The sequence below is a fragment of the Comamonas sp. CAH-2 genome (genome assembly GCF_009668305.1).
In the GTDB taxonomy this organism is placed as follows: domain Bacteria; phylum Pseudomonadota; class Gammaproteobacteria; order Burkholderiales; family Burkholderiaceae_C; genus Comamonas; species Comamonas aquatica.
This window is the reverse complement of sequence record NZ_VSWF01000040.1, coordinates 13705-29426: the sequence shown is the minus strand read 5'-3', so window position 1 is coordinate 29426 and position 15722 is coordinate 13705. Positions and strand designations below refer to the sequence as shown.

General features: G+C 67.0%; 12 protein-coding genes and 2 pseudogenes. 11 read left to right on the top strand and 3 right to left on the bottom strand.

Annotation, left to right across the window (positions count from 1 at the left end; translation table 11 throughout):
• The 11 genes and pseudogenes from FYM52_RS16290 to FYM52_RS16240 form a co-directional block, all read left to right on the top strand.
• Positions 1-121 (top strand): annotated as a pseudogene (locus FYM52_RS16290) (electron transfer flavoprotein subunit alpha/FixB family protein); the annotation flags it as partial.
• A gap of 106 nt (positions 122-227) precedes the next feature.
• Positions 228-1379, top strand: coding sequence for an ABC transporter substrate-binding protein (locus FYM52_RS16285; protein ID WP_238826247.1), 1152 nt, complete (start codon positions 228-230; stop codon positions 1377-1379).
• A 66-nt stretch (positions 1380-1445) separates the two neighbouring features.
• Complete coding sequence (locus tag FYM52_RS16280) at positions 1446-3236, top strand: acyl-CoA dehydrogenase (RefSeq protein WP_154164870.1); 1791 nt, start codon at positions 1446-1448, stop codon at positions 3234-3236.
• A 143-nt stretch (positions 3237-3379) separates the two neighbouring features.
• Positions 3380-4342, top strand: a complete 963-nt coding sequence (locus FYM52_RS16275) for a nitronate monooxygenase family protein (protein ID WP_043387151.1) — start codon at positions 3380-3382, stop codon at positions 4340-4342.
• Between the two features lie 204 nt (positions 4343-4546).
• The gene (locus tag FYM52_RS16270; RefSeq protein WP_154164869.1) at positions 4547-5221 is read left to right on the top strand and encodes a hypothetical protein; all 675 of its coding nucleotides are present in this window, start codon (positions 4547-4549) and stop codon (positions 5219-5221) included.
• Positions 5222-5539: 318 nt separating this feature from the next.
• Positions 5540-7110 (top strand): annotated as a pseudogene (locus FYM52_RS16265) (ABC transporter ATP-binding protein/permease).
• Positions 7107-8846, top strand: a complete 1740-nt coding sequence (cydC, locus tag FYM52_RS16260) for a thiol reductant ABC exporter subunit CydC (RefSeq protein ID WP_154164868.1) — start codon at positions 7107-7109, stop codon at positions 8844-8846. Before FYM52_RS16265 ends, cydC begins: the two are co-directional and overlap by 4 nt.
• An 18-nt stretch (positions 8847-8864) precedes the next feature.
• On the top strand, positions 8865-10451 hold the full coding sequence (locus FYM52_RS16255) for a cytochrome ubiquinol oxidase subunit I (protein ID WP_154164867.1): 1587 nt from the start codon (positions 8865-8867) through the stop codon (positions 10449-10451).
• A gap of 15 nt (positions 10452-10466) precedes the next feature.
• Positions 10467-11618: a cytochrome d ubiquinol oxidase subunit II gene (gene cydB, locus FYM52_RS16250; RefSeq protein WP_154164866.1), complete on the top strand. Its 1152-nt coding sequence runs from the start codon at positions 10467-10469 to the stop codon at positions 11616-11618.
• A 120-nt stretch (positions 11619-11738) separates the two neighbouring features.
• Positions 11739-11876, top strand: a complete 138-nt coding sequence (cydX, locus tag FYM52_RS16245) for a cytochrome bd-I oxidase subunit CydX (protein WP_051519684.1) — start codon at positions 11739-11741, stop codon at positions 11874-11876.
• A gap of 139 nt (positions 11877-12015) precedes the next feature.
• Positions 12016-12921, top strand: a complete 906-nt coding sequence (locus tag FYM52_RS16240; RefSeq protein ID WP_179954964.1) for a DUF3014 domain-containing protein — start codon at positions 12016-12018, stop codon at positions 12919-12921.
• A gap of 73 nt (positions 12922-12994) precedes the next feature.
• Here the strand turns inward: FYM52_RS16240 and FYM52_RS16235 are convergent, their stop codons facing one another.
• The 3 genes from FYM52_RS16235 to glmM form a co-directional block, all read right to left on the bottom strand.
• Positions 12995-13609 carry a GbsR/MarR family transcriptional regulator gene (locus tag FYM52_RS16235; protein ID WP_154164865.1) on the bottom strand — a complete coding sequence of 205 codons (615 nt, stop codon included), beginning with the start codon at positions 13607-13609 and terminating at the stop codon, positions 12995-12997.
• A gap of 143 nt (positions 13610-13752) precedes the next feature.
• Positions 13753-14166 carry a nucleoside diphosphate kinase regulator gene (gene rnk, locus FYM52_RS16230; RefSeq protein WP_154164864.1) on the bottom strand — a complete coding sequence of 138 codons (414 nt, stop codon included), beginning with the start codon at positions 14164-14166 and terminating at the stop codon, positions 13753-13755.
• Positions 14167-14381: 215 nt separating this feature from the next.
• Entirely contained in the window at positions 14382-15716 is a 1335-nt protein-coding gene (glmM, locus tag FYM52_RS16225; protein ID WP_154164863.1) for a phosphoglucosamine mutase, read from the bottom strand.
• Positions 15717-15722: the final 6 nt, after the last annotated feature.

The window sequence follows — 15722 nt, the reverse complement described above, 5'->3', positions numbered from 1 at the left end:
GGACTCCAAGGTGATCGTGGCGATCAACAAGGACCCCGAGGCGCCGATCTTCTCGGTGGCCGACTATGGGCTGGAGGCCGACCTGTTTACCGCGGTGCCTGAACTGGTGAAGGCCCTGTAAGCAGTGGAGACAAAAAGGAGGGGCGTGCCCCTCCTTTTTTGCATCGGGGGATGCCCGGCAGCAGGACTTTTCACACAACAACAGCCTGCGAACACGGAGACGGAATATGCAAGAGACAAGCATGCGCATGCGTTACCGGCGGCTGGCCTTGGCCGTGGTGTGTGCCGCCGGCGGCAGTCTGGCGCACGCGGACTGGGTGGTGGCCCAGGTGGCGCCACTGACCGGGGCCACCGCGGTGCAAAGCAAGGCCTACGCCCAGGGCATGCGCCTGTATTTCAACGAGGTGAACAAGTCCGGCGGCGTGCACGGTGACCGCCTGCGCCTGGTCTCCGCCGATGACCGTGGCAGTCCCGAGGACACTGTCAAGCAGACGCAGCGCCTGCTCCAGGAGGCCAAGCCCGTGGCCCTGGCCGGCTACTTTGGAAACCGCAACCTGCAAGCCCTGCTCGACAGCAAGCTGCTGGAGCAGGCCTCCATCAGCCTGGTCGGCTTTCACAGCACCGACATGCGGGTGCTGAAGGCGCCGCAGCTGTTCAGCACGCGTGCCGGCTTGCCGGAGGAGGTGGAGAAGATTGCCAAGCACCTGGCCACCCTGGGCCTGACGCGCCTGGCCCTGGTGTACGACGAGCGCAGCGAGGACGAGGCCAAGGCCCTGACGCAACTGGTCGGCAGCCTGGTGACCGCGTCCGGCGGACAGTTGCTGGCGCAGGTGCCCTGGAAGGCTGGTAAGCAGGCGCAGGAGGCGGCCATCGACAGCTTGCAGCGCGCGGAGCCGCGCGCGCAGGCCGTGCTGGTGGTGGCGTCCAGCCCCGCCAGTGCGGCGTTTCTGGAGGCCTACCGCCTGGAAGGCGGGGCCGCCCAGGTGTATGCCACCTCCAGCGCCGACATCGAGCAACTGGCCACCCGCCTGCCCGTGGAGCTGATGCGCGGGGTGTCGATCGCGCAGGTCGTGCCCAACCCCTACCGCTCCACCAACCGCCTGAACAAGGAATTCCGCGACCTGCTGGCCAAGCAGCCCAAGGACGAGGCGCTGAGCGTGAGCTATCCCATGATGGAAGGCTATGTGAACGCCAAGGTGCTGGTCGAGGCCATGCGCCGCACCCAGCCGCTCAGCAGCGAGCGGCTGGCCGACAGTCTGCGCAGCATCCAGTCGCTGGACCTCGGTGGCTACTGGGTCACCTTTGCGCGGGGCTCGCAGTCGGGCTCCCGGTTTGTGGATTTGAGCATCGTCAACGCGCAAGGCCGCGTGACGCAATAAATAGCAGTCAGCGCAAGCTGGACAAGCGCTGGAACCCATTTTTACTCTCAAGAAGAAAGCTGAGACATGAGCTATACCGCCCCCATCAAAGACATGCTGTTTGCCATGGAACACCTGGCCCATCTGGACCAGGTGGCGCAGATTCCGGGTTTCGAGGACGCCGGTCTGGAGACGGCGCAGGCCGTGCTGGAAGAAAGCGCCAACCTGTGCGAGGGCGTGGTGGAGCCGCTGAACATTCCCGGCGACACCCAGCCCTCCAGCTTTGAGGGCGGCAAGGTCACCACCACCCCGGGCTTCAAGGAGGCCTACCAGCAGTTCGTGGAAGGCGGCTGGCAAGGCCTGCAGCACCCCGCGGCCTATGGCGGCCAGGGCCTGCCCAAGACGATTGGCGCGGCCTGCGTGGAAATGCTCAACAGCTCCAACATCAGCTTCGCGCTGTGCCCGCTACTGACCGATGGCGCCATCGAAGCCCTGCTGACCGCGGGCAGCGACGACCTGAAGGCCACCTACCTAGAAAAGCTGATCACCGGCGAGTGGACCGGCTCCATGAACCTGACCGAACCCCAGGCCGGCTCGGACCTGGCCCTGGTGCGCACCCGGGCCGAACCCCAGCCCGATGGCAGCTACAAGGTGTTCGGCACCAAGATCTTCATCACCTACGGTGAGCACGACATGGCGGACAACATCGTCCACCTGGTGCTGGCCCGGGTTGCCGGTGCGCCCGAGGGCGTCAAGGGCATCAGCCTGTTCGTGGTGCCCAAGTTCCTGGTGAACGCCGATGGCTCGCTGGGCGCGCGCAACGACGTGCACTGCGTGTCCATCGAGCACAAGATGGGCATCAAGGCCTCGCCCACGGCCGTGCTGCAGTACGGCGACCACGGCGGCGCTGTCGGCTATCTGGTGGGCGAGGAAAACCGCGGTCTGGAATACATGTTCATCATGATGAACGCCGCGCGCTATGGCGTGGGCATGCAGGGCATCGGTGTGTCCGAACGGGCCTATCAGCGTGCCGTGCAGTACGCGCGCGACCGGGTGCAAAGCCGCCCCGTCGATGGCAGCGTGGCCGGCAGTGCCGCCATCATCCACCACCCCGATGTGCGCCGCATGCTGATGACCATGCGCGCCACCACCGAGGCCTGCCGCGCCATGGCCACCACGGCGGCGGCGGCCTACGACGCAGCCCACCACCACCCCGATGCCGAGGTGCGCAAGGCGAATGCCGAGTTCTATGAATTCATGGTGCCCCTGGTCAAGGGCTACAGCACCGAGATGAGCCTGGAAGTGACCAGCCTGGGCGTGCAGGTGCACGGCGGCATGGGCTTCATCGAGGAAACCGGCGCCGCCCAGTACTACCGCGATGCCAAGATCCTGACCATCTACGAAGGCACGACCGCCATCCAGGCCAATGACCTGGTGGGCCGCAAGACGGCCCGTGACGGCGGAAAGAACGCCAAGGACATTGCCGCCCAGATCGCCAAGACCGAAGAGCAGTTGCGGGCCAGCGGCACCGCCGCCGCCCAGGCCATGGCCCTGCGCCTGCAGGCCGCGCGCGAGGCGTTCCTGGACGTGGTGGACTTTGTGGCCGGCAAGGCCAAGGCCTCGCCCAACGCCGTGTACGCGGGCAGCGTGCCCTACCTGATGCTGACCGGCAACCTGGTGGCCGGCTGGCAGATGGGCCGCGCACTGCTGGTGGCGCAGGACAAGCTGGCCCAGGGCGAGGACGTGGCCTTCATGCAGGCCAAGGTGGCCACGGCGCAGTTCTACGCCGAGCACATCCTGACCCGCACCACCAGCCTGCGCGACAGCATCCTGGCGGGCGGCGACAGCGCCTGCGCCCTGGCACTGGACGCCTTCTGACGCCCTGGCGACAGACAGCACCGCGGTAAGGGCAGACCATGGGATGGCTGCTCTTATCATTAGAAAAGTGAGCTGCTAGCGCTTGTCTGGCCAGCGTTTGAAGCTGTTTTTCTATCAATCACAATAGATTCGGAGACCGTTGCATGTCCAAAATTCCTGCAGTGCTGCAAAACTTGGCATTGCCCGTGATCGGCTCGCCCCTGTTCATCATCAGCAACCCCAAGCTGGTCATTGCCCAGTGCAAGGCCGGCATCGTGGGTTCCATGCCCGCCCTGAATGCCCGCCCTGCGGAAATGCTGGAGGACTGGCTGGCCGAGATCACCGAAGAGCTGGCCGCGCACAACCGGGCGCACCCTGAAGCGCCGGCCGCCCCGTTTGCCATCAACCAGATCGTGCACAAGAGCAACGACCGCCTGGAGCACGACCTGCAGGTCTGCGCCAAGTACAAGGTGCCGCTGATCATCACCAGCCTGGGCGCGCGCGAGGACGTGAACCAGGCCGTGCACAGCTGGGGTGGCGTGGTGATGCACGACATCATCAACAACAAGTTCGCCCACAAGGCCATCGAGAAGGGCGCGGACGGCCTGATCGCCGTGGCGGCGGGCGCTGGCGGCCATGCCGGCGTGAAGAGCCCGTTTGCCCTGATCCAGGAAATCCGCCAATGGTTCGACGGCCCGCTGGCGTTGTCGGGCTCGATGGCCTCCGGCGGCGCCATCCTGGCCGCCCAGGCGATGGGGGCGGACTTTGCCTACATCGGTTCGGCCTTCATCGCCACCGAGGAGGCCCGGGCCGCCGAGGAGTACAAGCAGGCCATCGTCGACTGCAACTCGGACGACGTGGTGTATTCCAACTTGTTCACCGGCGTGCACGGCAACTACCTGGCACCGTCGATCCGCGCGGCCGGCCTGGACCCGGACAACCTGCCGGTGTCGGACCCCAGCGCCATGAACTTTGGCTCGGGCCGCACCAAGGCCTGGAAGGACATCTGGGGCTGCGGCCAGGGCATTGGCGCTATCGACAAGGTGCTGCCTGCGGCCGAGCTGATCGCGCGTTTCAAGCGGGAATACCAGGAAGCCCGCCAGCGCCTGCAACTGGCCACGGCCTGACCCTCTGGCGCCGCCGTCCCATTCGGGACTGGATGCGCAGGACATAGAAAGTTACAATTTGAGCGCCTCGGTAGGCCATGGTCTGCCGTGCGCAGCCGCCAAGCCCCTGTGTGCCAGGCTGCCCTCTGCGAAGCGGGCGGTCTGTACCACAGGGGCTTGTCTTTTTTCAGTGCGCTCTCGCGGGCGCTGTTTTGTGAATTTTTTATGCAATTGAAATCCTTCGGCGCCGTGGCGCTGGCATCGCTGGCCCTGGCCACTTCGGCCCACGCCGCCGAACCCACCCCCCAGGCGGTGACCGACCTGTTCCTGAAGTCCATCGTCCACATCGATGTCAAGTCCATGGAAGCCCTCAACGCCTACCTGCGCCCTGCGCGCACCTTCCCTGGCCAGGGGGATTTCATCAACGTCGCCGAGATGCAGGAGGTCGACCGGGACTATCCCAAGGACCTGGCCGCGACCTTCCTGGAAAACGTCCGCTTGAGCGATGCCGACAAGCAGGCGCTGGAGCCTGCTGCGGTGCAGCTGTTCGCCAACGTGCGCGATTCGCAAAAGCGCATCACCTGCACCCTGGGCAAGCCCCAGAACGTCACTGAGGGCGTGCACCCGGCGATGGTGGCCGTCAACGTGCCCTTCAACTGCCTGGCGCCCAATCCGCCCGAGAAGATCGTGGCCTTCCTGCAGCGCGCCGGTGCCGCCCAGTGGAACCTGCAGCAGTACCGCGAGCAGGTGCAGGCCCTGGCCAAGGGCTTTGAGACCGCCCCGCTGACCCAGGCCTGGGAAGGTGAGCTGCCGCTGGCCGCCGAGAAGAAGAAAAAGCCCCTGGTGTGGCAAAACAACTTCCCGCGCGAAAGCATCGACGTCACGCCCCTGCAGTACTGAGCCGCGCGGCCAAGCACGGCCCCTGCGATGGCCACCATGCGCTGAACGCGGCAGACTATGCGGCGCACAGCGTGTGTGACATCGCCGCGGCATGCTGCCATCGCCCAACAGCGCCCTTCGGGGCGCTTTTTTTTGGCCTGTGCACCACGGGGCGGGTGGGGACCATGACACGGTTGTTACCCCTCTTCCTATTCAGGTGAATTGATGGAAATCAACGCCGCAGTGTTTCACTCGACTACCTGAGCCCGTGTGGAAGTTGTTCTGCAGAAACCCTAGCATCTGCACAAATTTCAGTAAATACTGAAAATTCAGAATCAAATGGAATCCACTGACTTCGATCAAACGGCAAGCAAGCCCCGCGCCCAGCGTCGCCGTCCCGACTGCGGTACCGCGTGGTCGGTCGTGGCCTCGCTGTTGTGGCTGCCGCAGGCGGCATTGCTGGCCACCGCCGTGCAGTGGATGGCCACAGGCCGTGCCGCCGAGGTGGGTGGGTTGGCGCTGGGTCTGCTGGTGCTGGGTGCGGCCAAGGCCTGGTGCGAGGGCCATGGCATGCGCCTGAGCTTTGAGGCCGCCCGAGCCCAGCTGGACACCCTGCGCGCCCAGGTGGTGCAAGCGCTGGCCAGCAACTCGCCCCTGGACACACGGCGCGTGCCGTCGGGCCAGGCCGCCAGCGCCGTGGCCGAACAGGCGGAGGCGATTGTGCCCTGGCTGTCGCGCTACCAGACCGCGATGTGGCGCACCCGGGTGCTGCCGCTGGTGATTGCCGCCGTGGTGGCCTGGCAATCCTGGGTGGCGGCGCTGATCCTGGTGGTGGCGGCGCCCTTGATTCCCTTGTTCATGGCCATCGTGGGCTGGCGTGCCCAGGCGGCCAGCCAGGAGCAGATGGTGCAGCTGGGTCAGATGAACGGTTTTCTGCTGGACCGCCTGCGCGGCCTGACCACGCTACGCGCCCTGGGCGCGGTCGATGCTACGGCCCGGCGGCTGCGTGCACATGCCGAATCCCTGCGCCAGCGCACCCTGCGCGTGCTGCGCATTGCCTTCCTGTCCTCGGCCGTGCTGGAGCTGTTTTCGGCACTGGGCGTGGCCATGGTGGCCGTGTACGTGGGCTTTCACCTGTTGGGCTATCTGGAGTTTGGCACCTGGCACGGCCGCCTGAACCTGGGGCAGGCCCTGTTCGTGTTGCTGCTGGCGCCCAGCTTTTTCGAGCCGCTGCGCGAGCTGGCAGCCGTGTGGCACGACCGCGCCGCCGGCGAGGCCGCGGTGCAGACCCTGCAGGACATGGCCCGTGCGGCTCAGCCCTTGCCTGGGGCGCTGGCGGCCCACGCGCCCCAGGCCCTTGGTGCCCGGCAGGCCGCAGCGCGGGTGACGCTGCACAACGTGCACATCCAGGCGCCGGGCGCCGCTGCTTCGGCCGCACCGGTGCACCTGGACGTACAGCCGGGCGAGCATGTCGCCCTGTGGGGTGCCAGTGGCAGCGGCAAGTCGGTGCTGCTGGCGCAGATCGCCGGCCTGCTGCCCACCCACCAGGGGCAGGTGCGGGTGGATGGCGTGCCCATGGAGGACTGCAACGCGGCGGCATTGCGCCAGCGCATGGCCTGGATGGGCCAGCACCCGCATGTGTTTGCGGGTTCGGCCGCCCGCAACATCCGCCTGGACCGCACCGACGTGGCCGAGGCCGACGTGGCCCCGGCCATGCAGGCCGCAGGCCTGGGGCGCTGCTGGTGGATGAACCCACGGCCCACCTGGATCCGATGACGGCCGCGCAGGTCATGCAGACCTTGCTGCAGCTGGCCCAGGGGCGCACCCTGATCGTGGCCACCCACGACCCAGTACTGGCGGCACGCATGGATCGGGTGGTGCCGGTGCAGGGCGCGGAGGTAGTGGTATGAAGGCATCCCGCAGCAGCACACGCGCCATGCTGGTGGCGCTGGCGGCCATGGCGCCGCGCCACCTGTGGCTGGGGGGCATGGCCCTGGCCAGCTTGACCGTGCTGATGGGCATGGCGCTGCTGGGCCTGTCCGGCTGGTTCATTGCCGCCACGGCGCTGGCCGGGCTGGTGCCGGCCACGGCCCTGGTGTTCGACGTCTTCATGCCCAGTGCCGGCATCCGCTTGCTGGCCCTGGGGCGCACCGGGGCGCGCTACGGCGAGCGCCTGGTCACGCACGATGCCACGCTGGCCGTGCTGGCGGCGCTGCGCGAGCGCCTGTTCCGCAGCTGGGCCCCGGCCGGTGCCGCGTGGCAGCTGCGCCTGCGGCCCGCACGCTGGCTGCAGCGCCTGACCAGCGATGTGGACGCGCTGGACAGCCTGTACCTGCGCCTGGCCGTGCCCCTGGTGTCGGCCTGCGCGGCCGCGTTGCTGGCGGCCGTGGTGCTGGGCGCCATGCACGTGGGCCTGGGCCTGCTGCTGGGCCTGTGGCTGCTGCTGGCGGGCATGGCGATTGCCGCCGTGCTGGCCCTGCGTGCGCGCCGCCCGGCCTTGCGCCGTGCGGCCGCCCTGGAGCGGTTGCGCACCCAGGCCGTGGACCTGGTGGCCGGCCAGACCGAGCTGTTGATGGCCGGCCGCCTGCCGGCGCAATGTGCCCGCCTGGCGGCCACCGAGCGCAGCGTGGCCCAGGCCGACCGCCAGCTCAACCGCCTGGAAGCCCGGGCCAGCATGGCCTTTGGCATGGCCAGCACGCTGACCCTGGTGGGCGTGCTGCTGGCGGTGGGCTGGCTGGTGGAGCAGGGCGTGCTGGGGGCGCCGGGGGCGGCCCTGGCCCTGCTGGTGGCCCTGGCCGCGATGGAGCCTTTTGCCGCCTTGCGCCGTGGCGCGGTGGAAGCCGGTCGCACCTGGTTGTCCATCCAACGGCTGGCACCCCAGGTGGTGCAAGCGCCAGCAGCTATCGAAATCAAAGTGACTGAACCACCGCCAGGCTGTGCCGTGCGGCTGCAGCAGGCAGCGGCCCAGCACCGCGGCAGCCCGCACCGGGTGCTGGCGGCCGTGGATCTGCAGATTCCCGCGGGCACCCAGGTGGCGCTGATCGGCGCCAGCGGTGCCGGCAAGAGCACGCTGCTGTCGCTGATCGCCGGGGAACTGCCCGCCGTGCAGGGCCAGGTGCTGGCCCAGCCCTGCACCTGGCTGACCCAGCGCACCGAGCTGTTCCAGGACAGCCTGCGCGACAACCTGCGCCTGGCCCAGCCGGACGCCAGCGATGCCCAGCTGTGGCAGGCGCTGGAGGATGCCGGCCTGGCCGCCGATGTGCGTGCCCTGCCCGAGGGGCTGGACACGCGCCTGGGTGAGGGCGGGCTGGGCCTGTCCGGCGGGCAGGCCCGCCGCCTGGCACTGGCGCGGCTGCTGCTGCACCCCGCCGCGTGCTGGCTGCTGGATGAACCCACCGAAGGCTTGGATGCCGCCACGGCCCGGGACGTGCTGCAACGCCTGCGCCAGCAGATGCACGGGCACACCGTGATCGTGGCGACCCACTGGCGCAGAGAGGCCGAAACAGCGGACCGTCTGCTCTGGGTGGAGGGGGGCCGCCTGCTGGCAGAGGCCCGGCGCGGCACGACGGATTTTGACAAGCTGCTGGGCCGGCTGCGCGAGGACGCAGCGGTGGTGGCAGCACCTGCAACGGCCAAGGGTTTTTAAGAGAGAAAGGACTTCCCCATGGACCTCGACATCGTCGATCTATCGCGATTGCAATTCGCGGTAACGGCGCTCTACCACTTCCTGTTCGTACCGCTGACCATTGGCCTGGCGGTGCTCGTGGCCATCATGGAGACCGTCTACGTGATGACCGGGCGCACCATCTGGCGCGACATGACCAAGTTCTGGGGTGTGCTGTTCGGTATCAACTTCGCCATGGGTGTGGCGACCGGCGTGGTGATGGAGTTCCAGTTCGGCATGAACTGGAGCTACTACAGCCACTATGTGGGCGACATTTTCGGCGCGCCGCTGGCGATCGAGGGCCTGATGGCCTTCTTCCTGGAAGCCACCTTTGTCGGCCTGTTCTTCTTCGGCTGGGACCGCATGACCAAGGTGCAGCACCTGGTGGCCACCTGGCTGGTGGCCATCGGCTCCAACTTCTCGGCGCTATGGATCCTGATCGCCAACGGCTGGATGCAGAACCCTGTGGGCGCGGCGTTCAACCCGCAGACCATGCGCATGGAGGTGTCGGACTTCTTTGCCGTGCTGACCAACCCCGTGGCCCAGGCCAAGTTCGTGCACACCGTGTCGGCCGGCTACACCGTGGCGGCGATCTTTGTGCTGGGCATCTCGGCCTGGTACCTGCTCAAGGGCCGCCACGTGGCCCTGGCCAAGCGCTCGATGACGGTGGCGGCCTCGTTCGGCCTGGCGGCGTCGCTGTCGGTGGTGGTGCTGGGGGACGAAAGTGGCTACCTGTCGTCGGAGCACCAGAAGATGAAGCTGGCCGCGATCGAAGCCATGTGGGACACCGAACCCGCGCCGGCCGCCTTCACGGCCGTGGGCATCCCGGACACGGCCGCACGCGAGACGCACTATGCCGTGCACATCCCCTGGGTGATGGGCCTGATCGGCACCCGCTCGCTGGACACGCAGATCCCCGGCATCAACGACCTGGTGGCGCGTGCCGAAGAGCGCATCGAATCCGGCATCAAGGCCTATGACGCGCTGCAGACCATCCGCAGCTACAAGAAGCCGTCCGAAGTGCCGCAGAGCGCCGTGGACACGTTCGAGGAGCATGGCGCCAACATGGGCTATGCCCTGCTGCTGATGCGCTACACCGACGATCCGCGCCAGGCCACGCGCCTGCAGATCCAGAAGGCCGCGGCGGACACCATTCCGCCCGTGGGCCCGCTGTTCTGGTCCTTCCGCGTGATGGTGGGTCTGGGCATGTTCTTCATCGTGCTGACGGCCACCTTCTTCGTGCTGTCGGCGCGCCACAAGCTGGATGCCTACCCCTGGTTGCTGAAGGTGGCGGTGATGGCCATCCCCCTGCCGTGGATTGCCGCCGAGTGCGGCTGGATCGTGGCCGAGCTGGGCCGCCAGCCCTGGATCATCGAAGGCGTGCTGCCCACGGCCATGGCGGTGTCCAACCTGGGCGCCAGCACGGTGCTGCTGACGATTGCGCTGTTCGTGGCCATTTACACGGTCATGTTCGTCATCGAAATGGTGCTGATGCGCAAGGCCATCCTGAAGGGGCCGCAGGAGGAGAGCGCCCCCCACCTGAGCAGCTACGCGAAGAAGTTCGCCGATGCCTACAGCGCCAAGTAACCGAGGGAGTCACACATGATCTTGCATGAACTTTTGAGCTATGACGTGCTGCGCGTCATCTGGTGGCTGCTGCTGGGCATCCTGCTGGTGGGCTTTGCCGTGACCGACGGGTTCGACCTGGGCGCCGCCGCGCTGCTGCGCGCCACCGGCAAGACCGATGTCGAGCGCCGCGTGGTGATCAACACCATCGGTCCGGTGTGGGAAGGCAACCAGGTCTGGCTGATCCTGGGCGGTGGCGCCATCTTCGCCGCCTGGCCCCAGTTGTATGCCATCTCCTTCTCGGGCTTCTACTTGGCCATGTTCGCCATCCTGGTGTGCCTGATCCTGCGCCCCGTGGCCTTCAAGTTCCGCAGCAAACGCGAAAGCACCACCTGGCGCAACACCTGGGACTGGGTGCTGTGCCTGTGCGGCTGGGGCCCCTCGCTGGTGTTTGGCGTGGCCATGGGCAATGTGCTGCTGGGCGTGCCCTTCCGTCTGGCCGATGACATGCGCATCTACTACGACGGCAGCTTCTTCGCGCTGTTCACGCCCTTCACCCTGCTGTGTGGCCTGGTGTCGCTGTGCATGCTGCTGATGCACGGGGCCACCTGGCTGGTCTTCAAGACCGATGGCGCCGTGCAGGCCCGTGCCGCACGCTGGGGCGTGCTGGCGGCGGTGCTGACCGCCGTGCTGTACGCCGGTGCCGGCGTGTGGCTGACACAGCTGAGCGGCTATGTGCTGACCGAAGCCATGAGCACCACCGGTCCCTCCAACCCGCTGCTGAAGTCGGCCGCGCTGGGGCAGGGCGCCTGGCTGGCCAATTACGCCCAGCAGCCACTGTTGTGGATCGTGCCCGGCCTGGGCGTGCTGATGCCCCTGGTGGCCGCCCTGGGCCTGAAGCTGCGCCGGGAATGGCTGGGCCTGCTGGCCAGCGGCCTGGGCATCGCCGGCATCGTGCTGAGCGTGGGCGTGTCCATGTTCCCCTTCATCCTGCCGTCGTCGGTGGACCCGCTGTTCAGCCTGATGGTCTGGGACGCCTCGTCCAGCCACCTGACCCTGTTCATCATGCTGGTGTGTGCGTTGATCTTCATGCCCATCATCCTGGCCTATACCAGCTGGGTGTACAGCATCATGCGCGGCAAGGTGAACCCGGACGAGATCGCGCAGGGCAAGGGCCATGCTTACTAAAAAGTGAGCGGTCAGCGCTTGTTTCATCAAACAATTTCAAATGTTTCATATTGAAATGCTGAAGAGGCAAGCGCTACATTCTCTGTTTTCTGAACAATGAATCGCTGAAAGGAAGTTGCTATGTGGTACTTCGCCTGGATTTTGGGACTGCCGCTGGCGGCCGCGTTTGCCGTGCTCAACGCCATGTGGTTTGAGCTGATGGACGATGAGGCCACGCGCAAGGAACTGCTGGCCAAGGCCAGCGCCGCGCGCGACTGACGCGCGGGCCCGCACGCCACCACCGCCTTCCCCGGAAGGCGGTTTTTTTATGCCCGCCCGGGCCCTGGGTAGGCAAGCCCGGCCGGGCGCGGTATGGTAGGACACCTGATCATGCACGCAGACAGGAGGACCCCAGGCCATGACGGATCACGACCTCAGACCCCCGCGGCCATCCGCACCCCGGCGTGGCCGCGGCACCCCGCTGGCGGCGGCTGCCCTGCTGCTGGCCCTGGCGGCAGGCGGCTGGTACGCCTGGCAGCACACCCAGGCCCCGCACGCCGTGGCACCGCCGGCACCAGCACCGGCCGCACCGGAACCCGTTGCCACACCGCAGCCCCCGGCACCAGAGCCCATGGCCGCAGCGGCACCACCCGAAGGGCCACAGCACCCGGTGGCCGCCCCGGCCGACACCGCCGCCAGCCCGGCACCCGATGCCGCAGGCTTCGAGCAGTCCGTCAGCGACTGGCTGGGCCGGCCCCAGGTGCTCAAGTTCGTTGCCTTGCAGGGCCTGGCCCACCACATCGTGGCCACCATCGACAACCTGCCACGCGGCCATGCCGCGCCGCGCCTGTGGCCGCTGTACCCGGTGGGGGGCCGCATGCTGACCCAGCAGGCCGCCGATGGCAGCCTGCAGATCGCGCCCGGCAACAGTGCGCGCTACGACGCCGTGGTCGGCTGGATCGCCAGCGTGGACGTCGCCCAGGCGGCGGCGCTGTACCGCCGCTTCTATCCCGTGCTGCAGCAGGCCTACGAGGCGCTCGGCTACCCCGGCCAGTATTTCAACGACCGGCTGGTGGCAGTGATCGACCACCTGCTGCAGGCGCCCGAGGTCCAGGGGCCGCTGGCCTTGCGGCTGGTGGAGGTGCAGGGCTCGGTCGCGCCCCAGCAGCCCTGGCTGCGCTATGAATTGGCGGACCCGCAGTGGCAGTCGCTGTCGGCAGGCCACAAGATCCTGCTGCGCCTGAGGCCTGCGCACGCACAGACCCTCAAGACCCAGCTGCGTGCCTTGCGCAGCCAGATTGCCACCGTGCGCCCGGGCGGCTGAGGGGCCGCCGTCCCCGGCACCCCCAAAACAAAGGGCCTGCATGGCAGGCCCTGGGGTGCGGGAGATGCGGTGGTTACGCGCCAGCGGGTGGCTCGGTCGAGGACGCGTCCTTGGCGGCCTTGCCCTTGCCACCGATCAGGCGGTCCTTGAAGTCCAGCACCCGGGTCACGGCCGCACCCATGCCCATGAGCTGCATGGCAGTCTCGGGCTTGAGGCGCTGCACATCGTCGAACCAGGTCATCAGCTTCTCGATCAGTTCGTACATTTCCTGCATGCGCTGCTGGGCGTGGCGCTCGTCATCGGACGAGGCCTCTTCCAGCAGGGCCGAGCGCAGCATGGACTGGGTCGGCTCAATCTCGCGGCGGCGGCGCTCTTCGGCCAGGCGGCGGAAGATTTCCCACACGTCCTGCGGTGCTTCGAAGTACTCGCGCCGATCACCGGGGTGGTGGCGCAGGTTGACCAGCCGCCACGATTGCAGCTCCTTCAGCCCCATGCTGACGTTGGAGCGCGAGAACTCCAGGGTTTCCGAGATTTCCTCCGCATTCAGCGCACGCGGCGACAGGTAGAGCAACGCGTAGATTTGCCCGACGGTGCGGTTGATGCCCCAACGGCTGCCCATCTCGCCAAAGTGCGAGACGAATTGCCGGTTCAGTGGAGGAAGTGGGGGTGTCTGTGTCATGGCGGACATTGTGCCTAGGAATGGATGCTTTTCAGCATTGTCTGAATTCACAGGCTCGGCAAGGATGGGTAATTCCCAGTGCCGCTGCCTTGTGGTTCGGTGTTTCGCTAGGCAGTGCAGGCGCGGTGAAGCTGCGCCAGGGCCTTGCGGGTTCAGCGGTGCAGTTCGCCGGCGCTTTCGGGTTGGTAGGTGATGGCGTCCACGCGCACGGTGACGGGCTTGCCGGCCGGGCTGGGCAACTCGAACACATCGCCTTCACGCAGGCCCAGCAGGGCCGTGCCCACGGGAGCAAACACCGAGACCTTGTCCGGGCTGCCATCGGCTTCCTTGGGGTAGACCAGGGTCAGGGTCTGGCTCTTGTCGCTTTCCAGCAGGGTGAAGCGGACAGTGGAGTTCATCGTGACCACATTCGCGGGCATTTCGTGCGGCTCTAGCACGTCCGCGCGGTTGAGTTCGGCCTCCAGGGCTTGCAGGCCCGAGAAGTTGCTGGGCAGCTTTTCCATCAGGGTTTCGAGGCGGTCCATGTCCAATGCAGACAGGGTGATAGCAGGCTTGGTGGTGGCCATGAGGTGCTTCCTAGCGGATGTGTGGAACAAACCGTGTGTCAAAGGTCAGACGCCTACACGGAGAAAGGCCCGGGCAACAGGGTTGTCCGGGCCATAAGGCTGCACAAAAATGGTGCGTTGTGTCGATTGTGGCCGCTTGCCAGATAAATGCAAGCAATCCGCACGCAGCTGGTGCGGATCTGGGCGCGGGGCCAGCCCCGCGCTGCAACTGTGGGTCAGCCCGCCCGGGCGGCGTCGGCCAACTGCTGGGCGCAGTGGCGGGCCTGGGCGGCATCGCGCGCCTCCACCATCACGCGCAGCAGCGGCTCGGTGCCACTGGCGCGGATCAGCACGCGGCCGCTGTCGCCCAGTTGCTGTTCCACGGCCGCTTGGGTCTGGGCCAGCTGGGTGTTGTTCTTCCAGTCCTGGCCCGGGGCCAGGCGCACGTTGATCAGCTCCTGTGGGAACAGCGTCAGCTCCTGCAGCTGCTGTGCCAAGGTCTTGCCGCTGCGCACGCAGCTTTGCAGCACTTGCAGTGCGGAAACCAGGCCGTCGCCCGTGGTGTGCTTGTCCAGGGCCAGCAGGTGGCCCGAGCCCTCGCCACCGATCTGCCAGCCCTTGTCGTTCAGGGCTTCCAGCACGTAGCGGTCGCCCACCTTGGCGCGCACAAACTCGATGCCACGCTGCTTGAGGGCCACCTCCACGGCCATGTTGGTCATCAAGGTGCCCACGGCGCCCTGGACCTGCATGCCGCGCTGCACGCGGTCCTGCACCATCAGGTACATCAGCTCGTCACCGTTGTACAGGCGGCCGGCCTGGTCGACCATCAGCAGGCGGTCGGCATCGCCGTCCAGCGCCACGCCATAGTGGGCGTGGTTGGCACGCACCGCGAGTGTCAGCGCTTCGGGGTGGGTGGCACCGACATCGTGGTTGATGTTCAGGCCATCCGGCTGGCAGCCAATCGCAATGACCTCGGCCCCCAGTTCATGGAACACCTTGGGGGCGATGTGGTAGGCCGCGCCGTGGGCGGCATCGACCACAATCCGCAGCCCGCGCAGGGACAGGTGGTTGTCGAAGGTGCTCTTGCAAAACTCGATGTAGCGGCCTGCGGCGTCATCCAGGCGTTTGGTCTTGCCCAGCGCGGCCGAGTCGACCCATTGCGGGGCCTCGTCCAGCGCGGTCTCGACGGCTTCTTCCCAGGCATCGTCCAGCTTGGTGCCCTGGGCACTGAAGAACTTGATGCCGTTGTCGTAAAACGGGTTGTGGCTGGCGCTGATGACCACGCCCAGGCTGGCGCGCTGGGTGCGCGTCAGATAAGCGACGCCGGGGGTGGGCAGGGGGCCCAGCAAGGTGACATCCACGCCAGCGGCGTTGAAGCCCGCTTCCATGGCGGCTTCCAGCATGTAGCCCGAGATGCGGGTGTCCTTGCCGATCAGCACGGAGGGGCGCTCCTGGGTGCGCTTGAGCACCCGCCCCACGGCATGTGCCAGACGGAGTGCGAAATCCGGGGTGATGGGCGACTGGCCCACTTTGCCGCGGATGCCATCGGTGCCGAAATAGGTGCGTGCCATGCGTGT

Bases quoted from the DNA above. Each gene is read 5' to 3' on its own strand.
- FYM52_RS16255 (WP_154164867.1), top strand. From the start codon at position 8,865: ATGGACCTCGACATCGTCGATCTATCGCGATTGCAATTCGCGGTAACG.
- FYM52_RS16270 (WP_154164869.1), top strand. From the start codon at position 4,547: ATGCAATTGAAATCCTTCGGCGCCGTGGCGCTGGCATCGCTGGCCCTG.
- cydX (WP_051519684.1), top strand. From the start codon at position 11,739: ATGTGGTACTTCGCCTGGATTTTGGGACTGCCGCTGGCGGCCGCGTTT.
- FYM52_RS16280 (WP_154164870.1), top strand. From the start codon at position 1,446: ATGAGCTATACCGCCCCCATCAAAGACATGCTGTTTGCCATGGAACAC.
- cydC (WP_154164868.1), top strand. From the start codon at position 7,107: ATGAAGGCATCCCGCAGCAGCACACGCGCCATGCTGGTGGCGCTGGCG.
- cydB (WP_154164866.1), top strand. From the start codon at position 10,467: ATGATCTTGCATGAACTTTTGAGCTATGACGTGCTGCGCGTCATCTGG.
- glmM (WP_154164863.1), bottom strand. From the start codon at position 15,716: ATGGCACGCACCTATTTCGGCACCGATGGCATCCGCGGCAAAGTGGGC.
- FYM52_RS16235 (WP_154164865.1), bottom strand. From the start codon at position 13,609: ATGTCCGCCATGACACAGACACCCCCACTTCCTCCACTGAACCGGCAA.
- FYM52_RS16275 (WP_043387151.1), top strand. From the start codon at position 3,380: ATGTCCAAAATTCCTGCAGTGCTGCAAAACTTGGCATTGCCCGTGATC.
- rnk (WP_154164864.1), bottom strand. From the start codon at position 14,166: ATGGCCACCACCAAGCCTGCTATCACCCTGTCTGCATTGGACATGGAC.
- FYM52_RS16285 (WP_238826247.1), top strand. From the start codon at position 228: ATGCAAGAGACAAGCATGCGCATGCGTTACCGGCGGCTGGCCTTGGCC.
- FYM52_RS16240 (WP_179954964.1), top strand. From the start codon at position 12,016: ATGACGGATCACGACCTCAGACCCCCGCGGCCATCCGCACCCCGGCGT.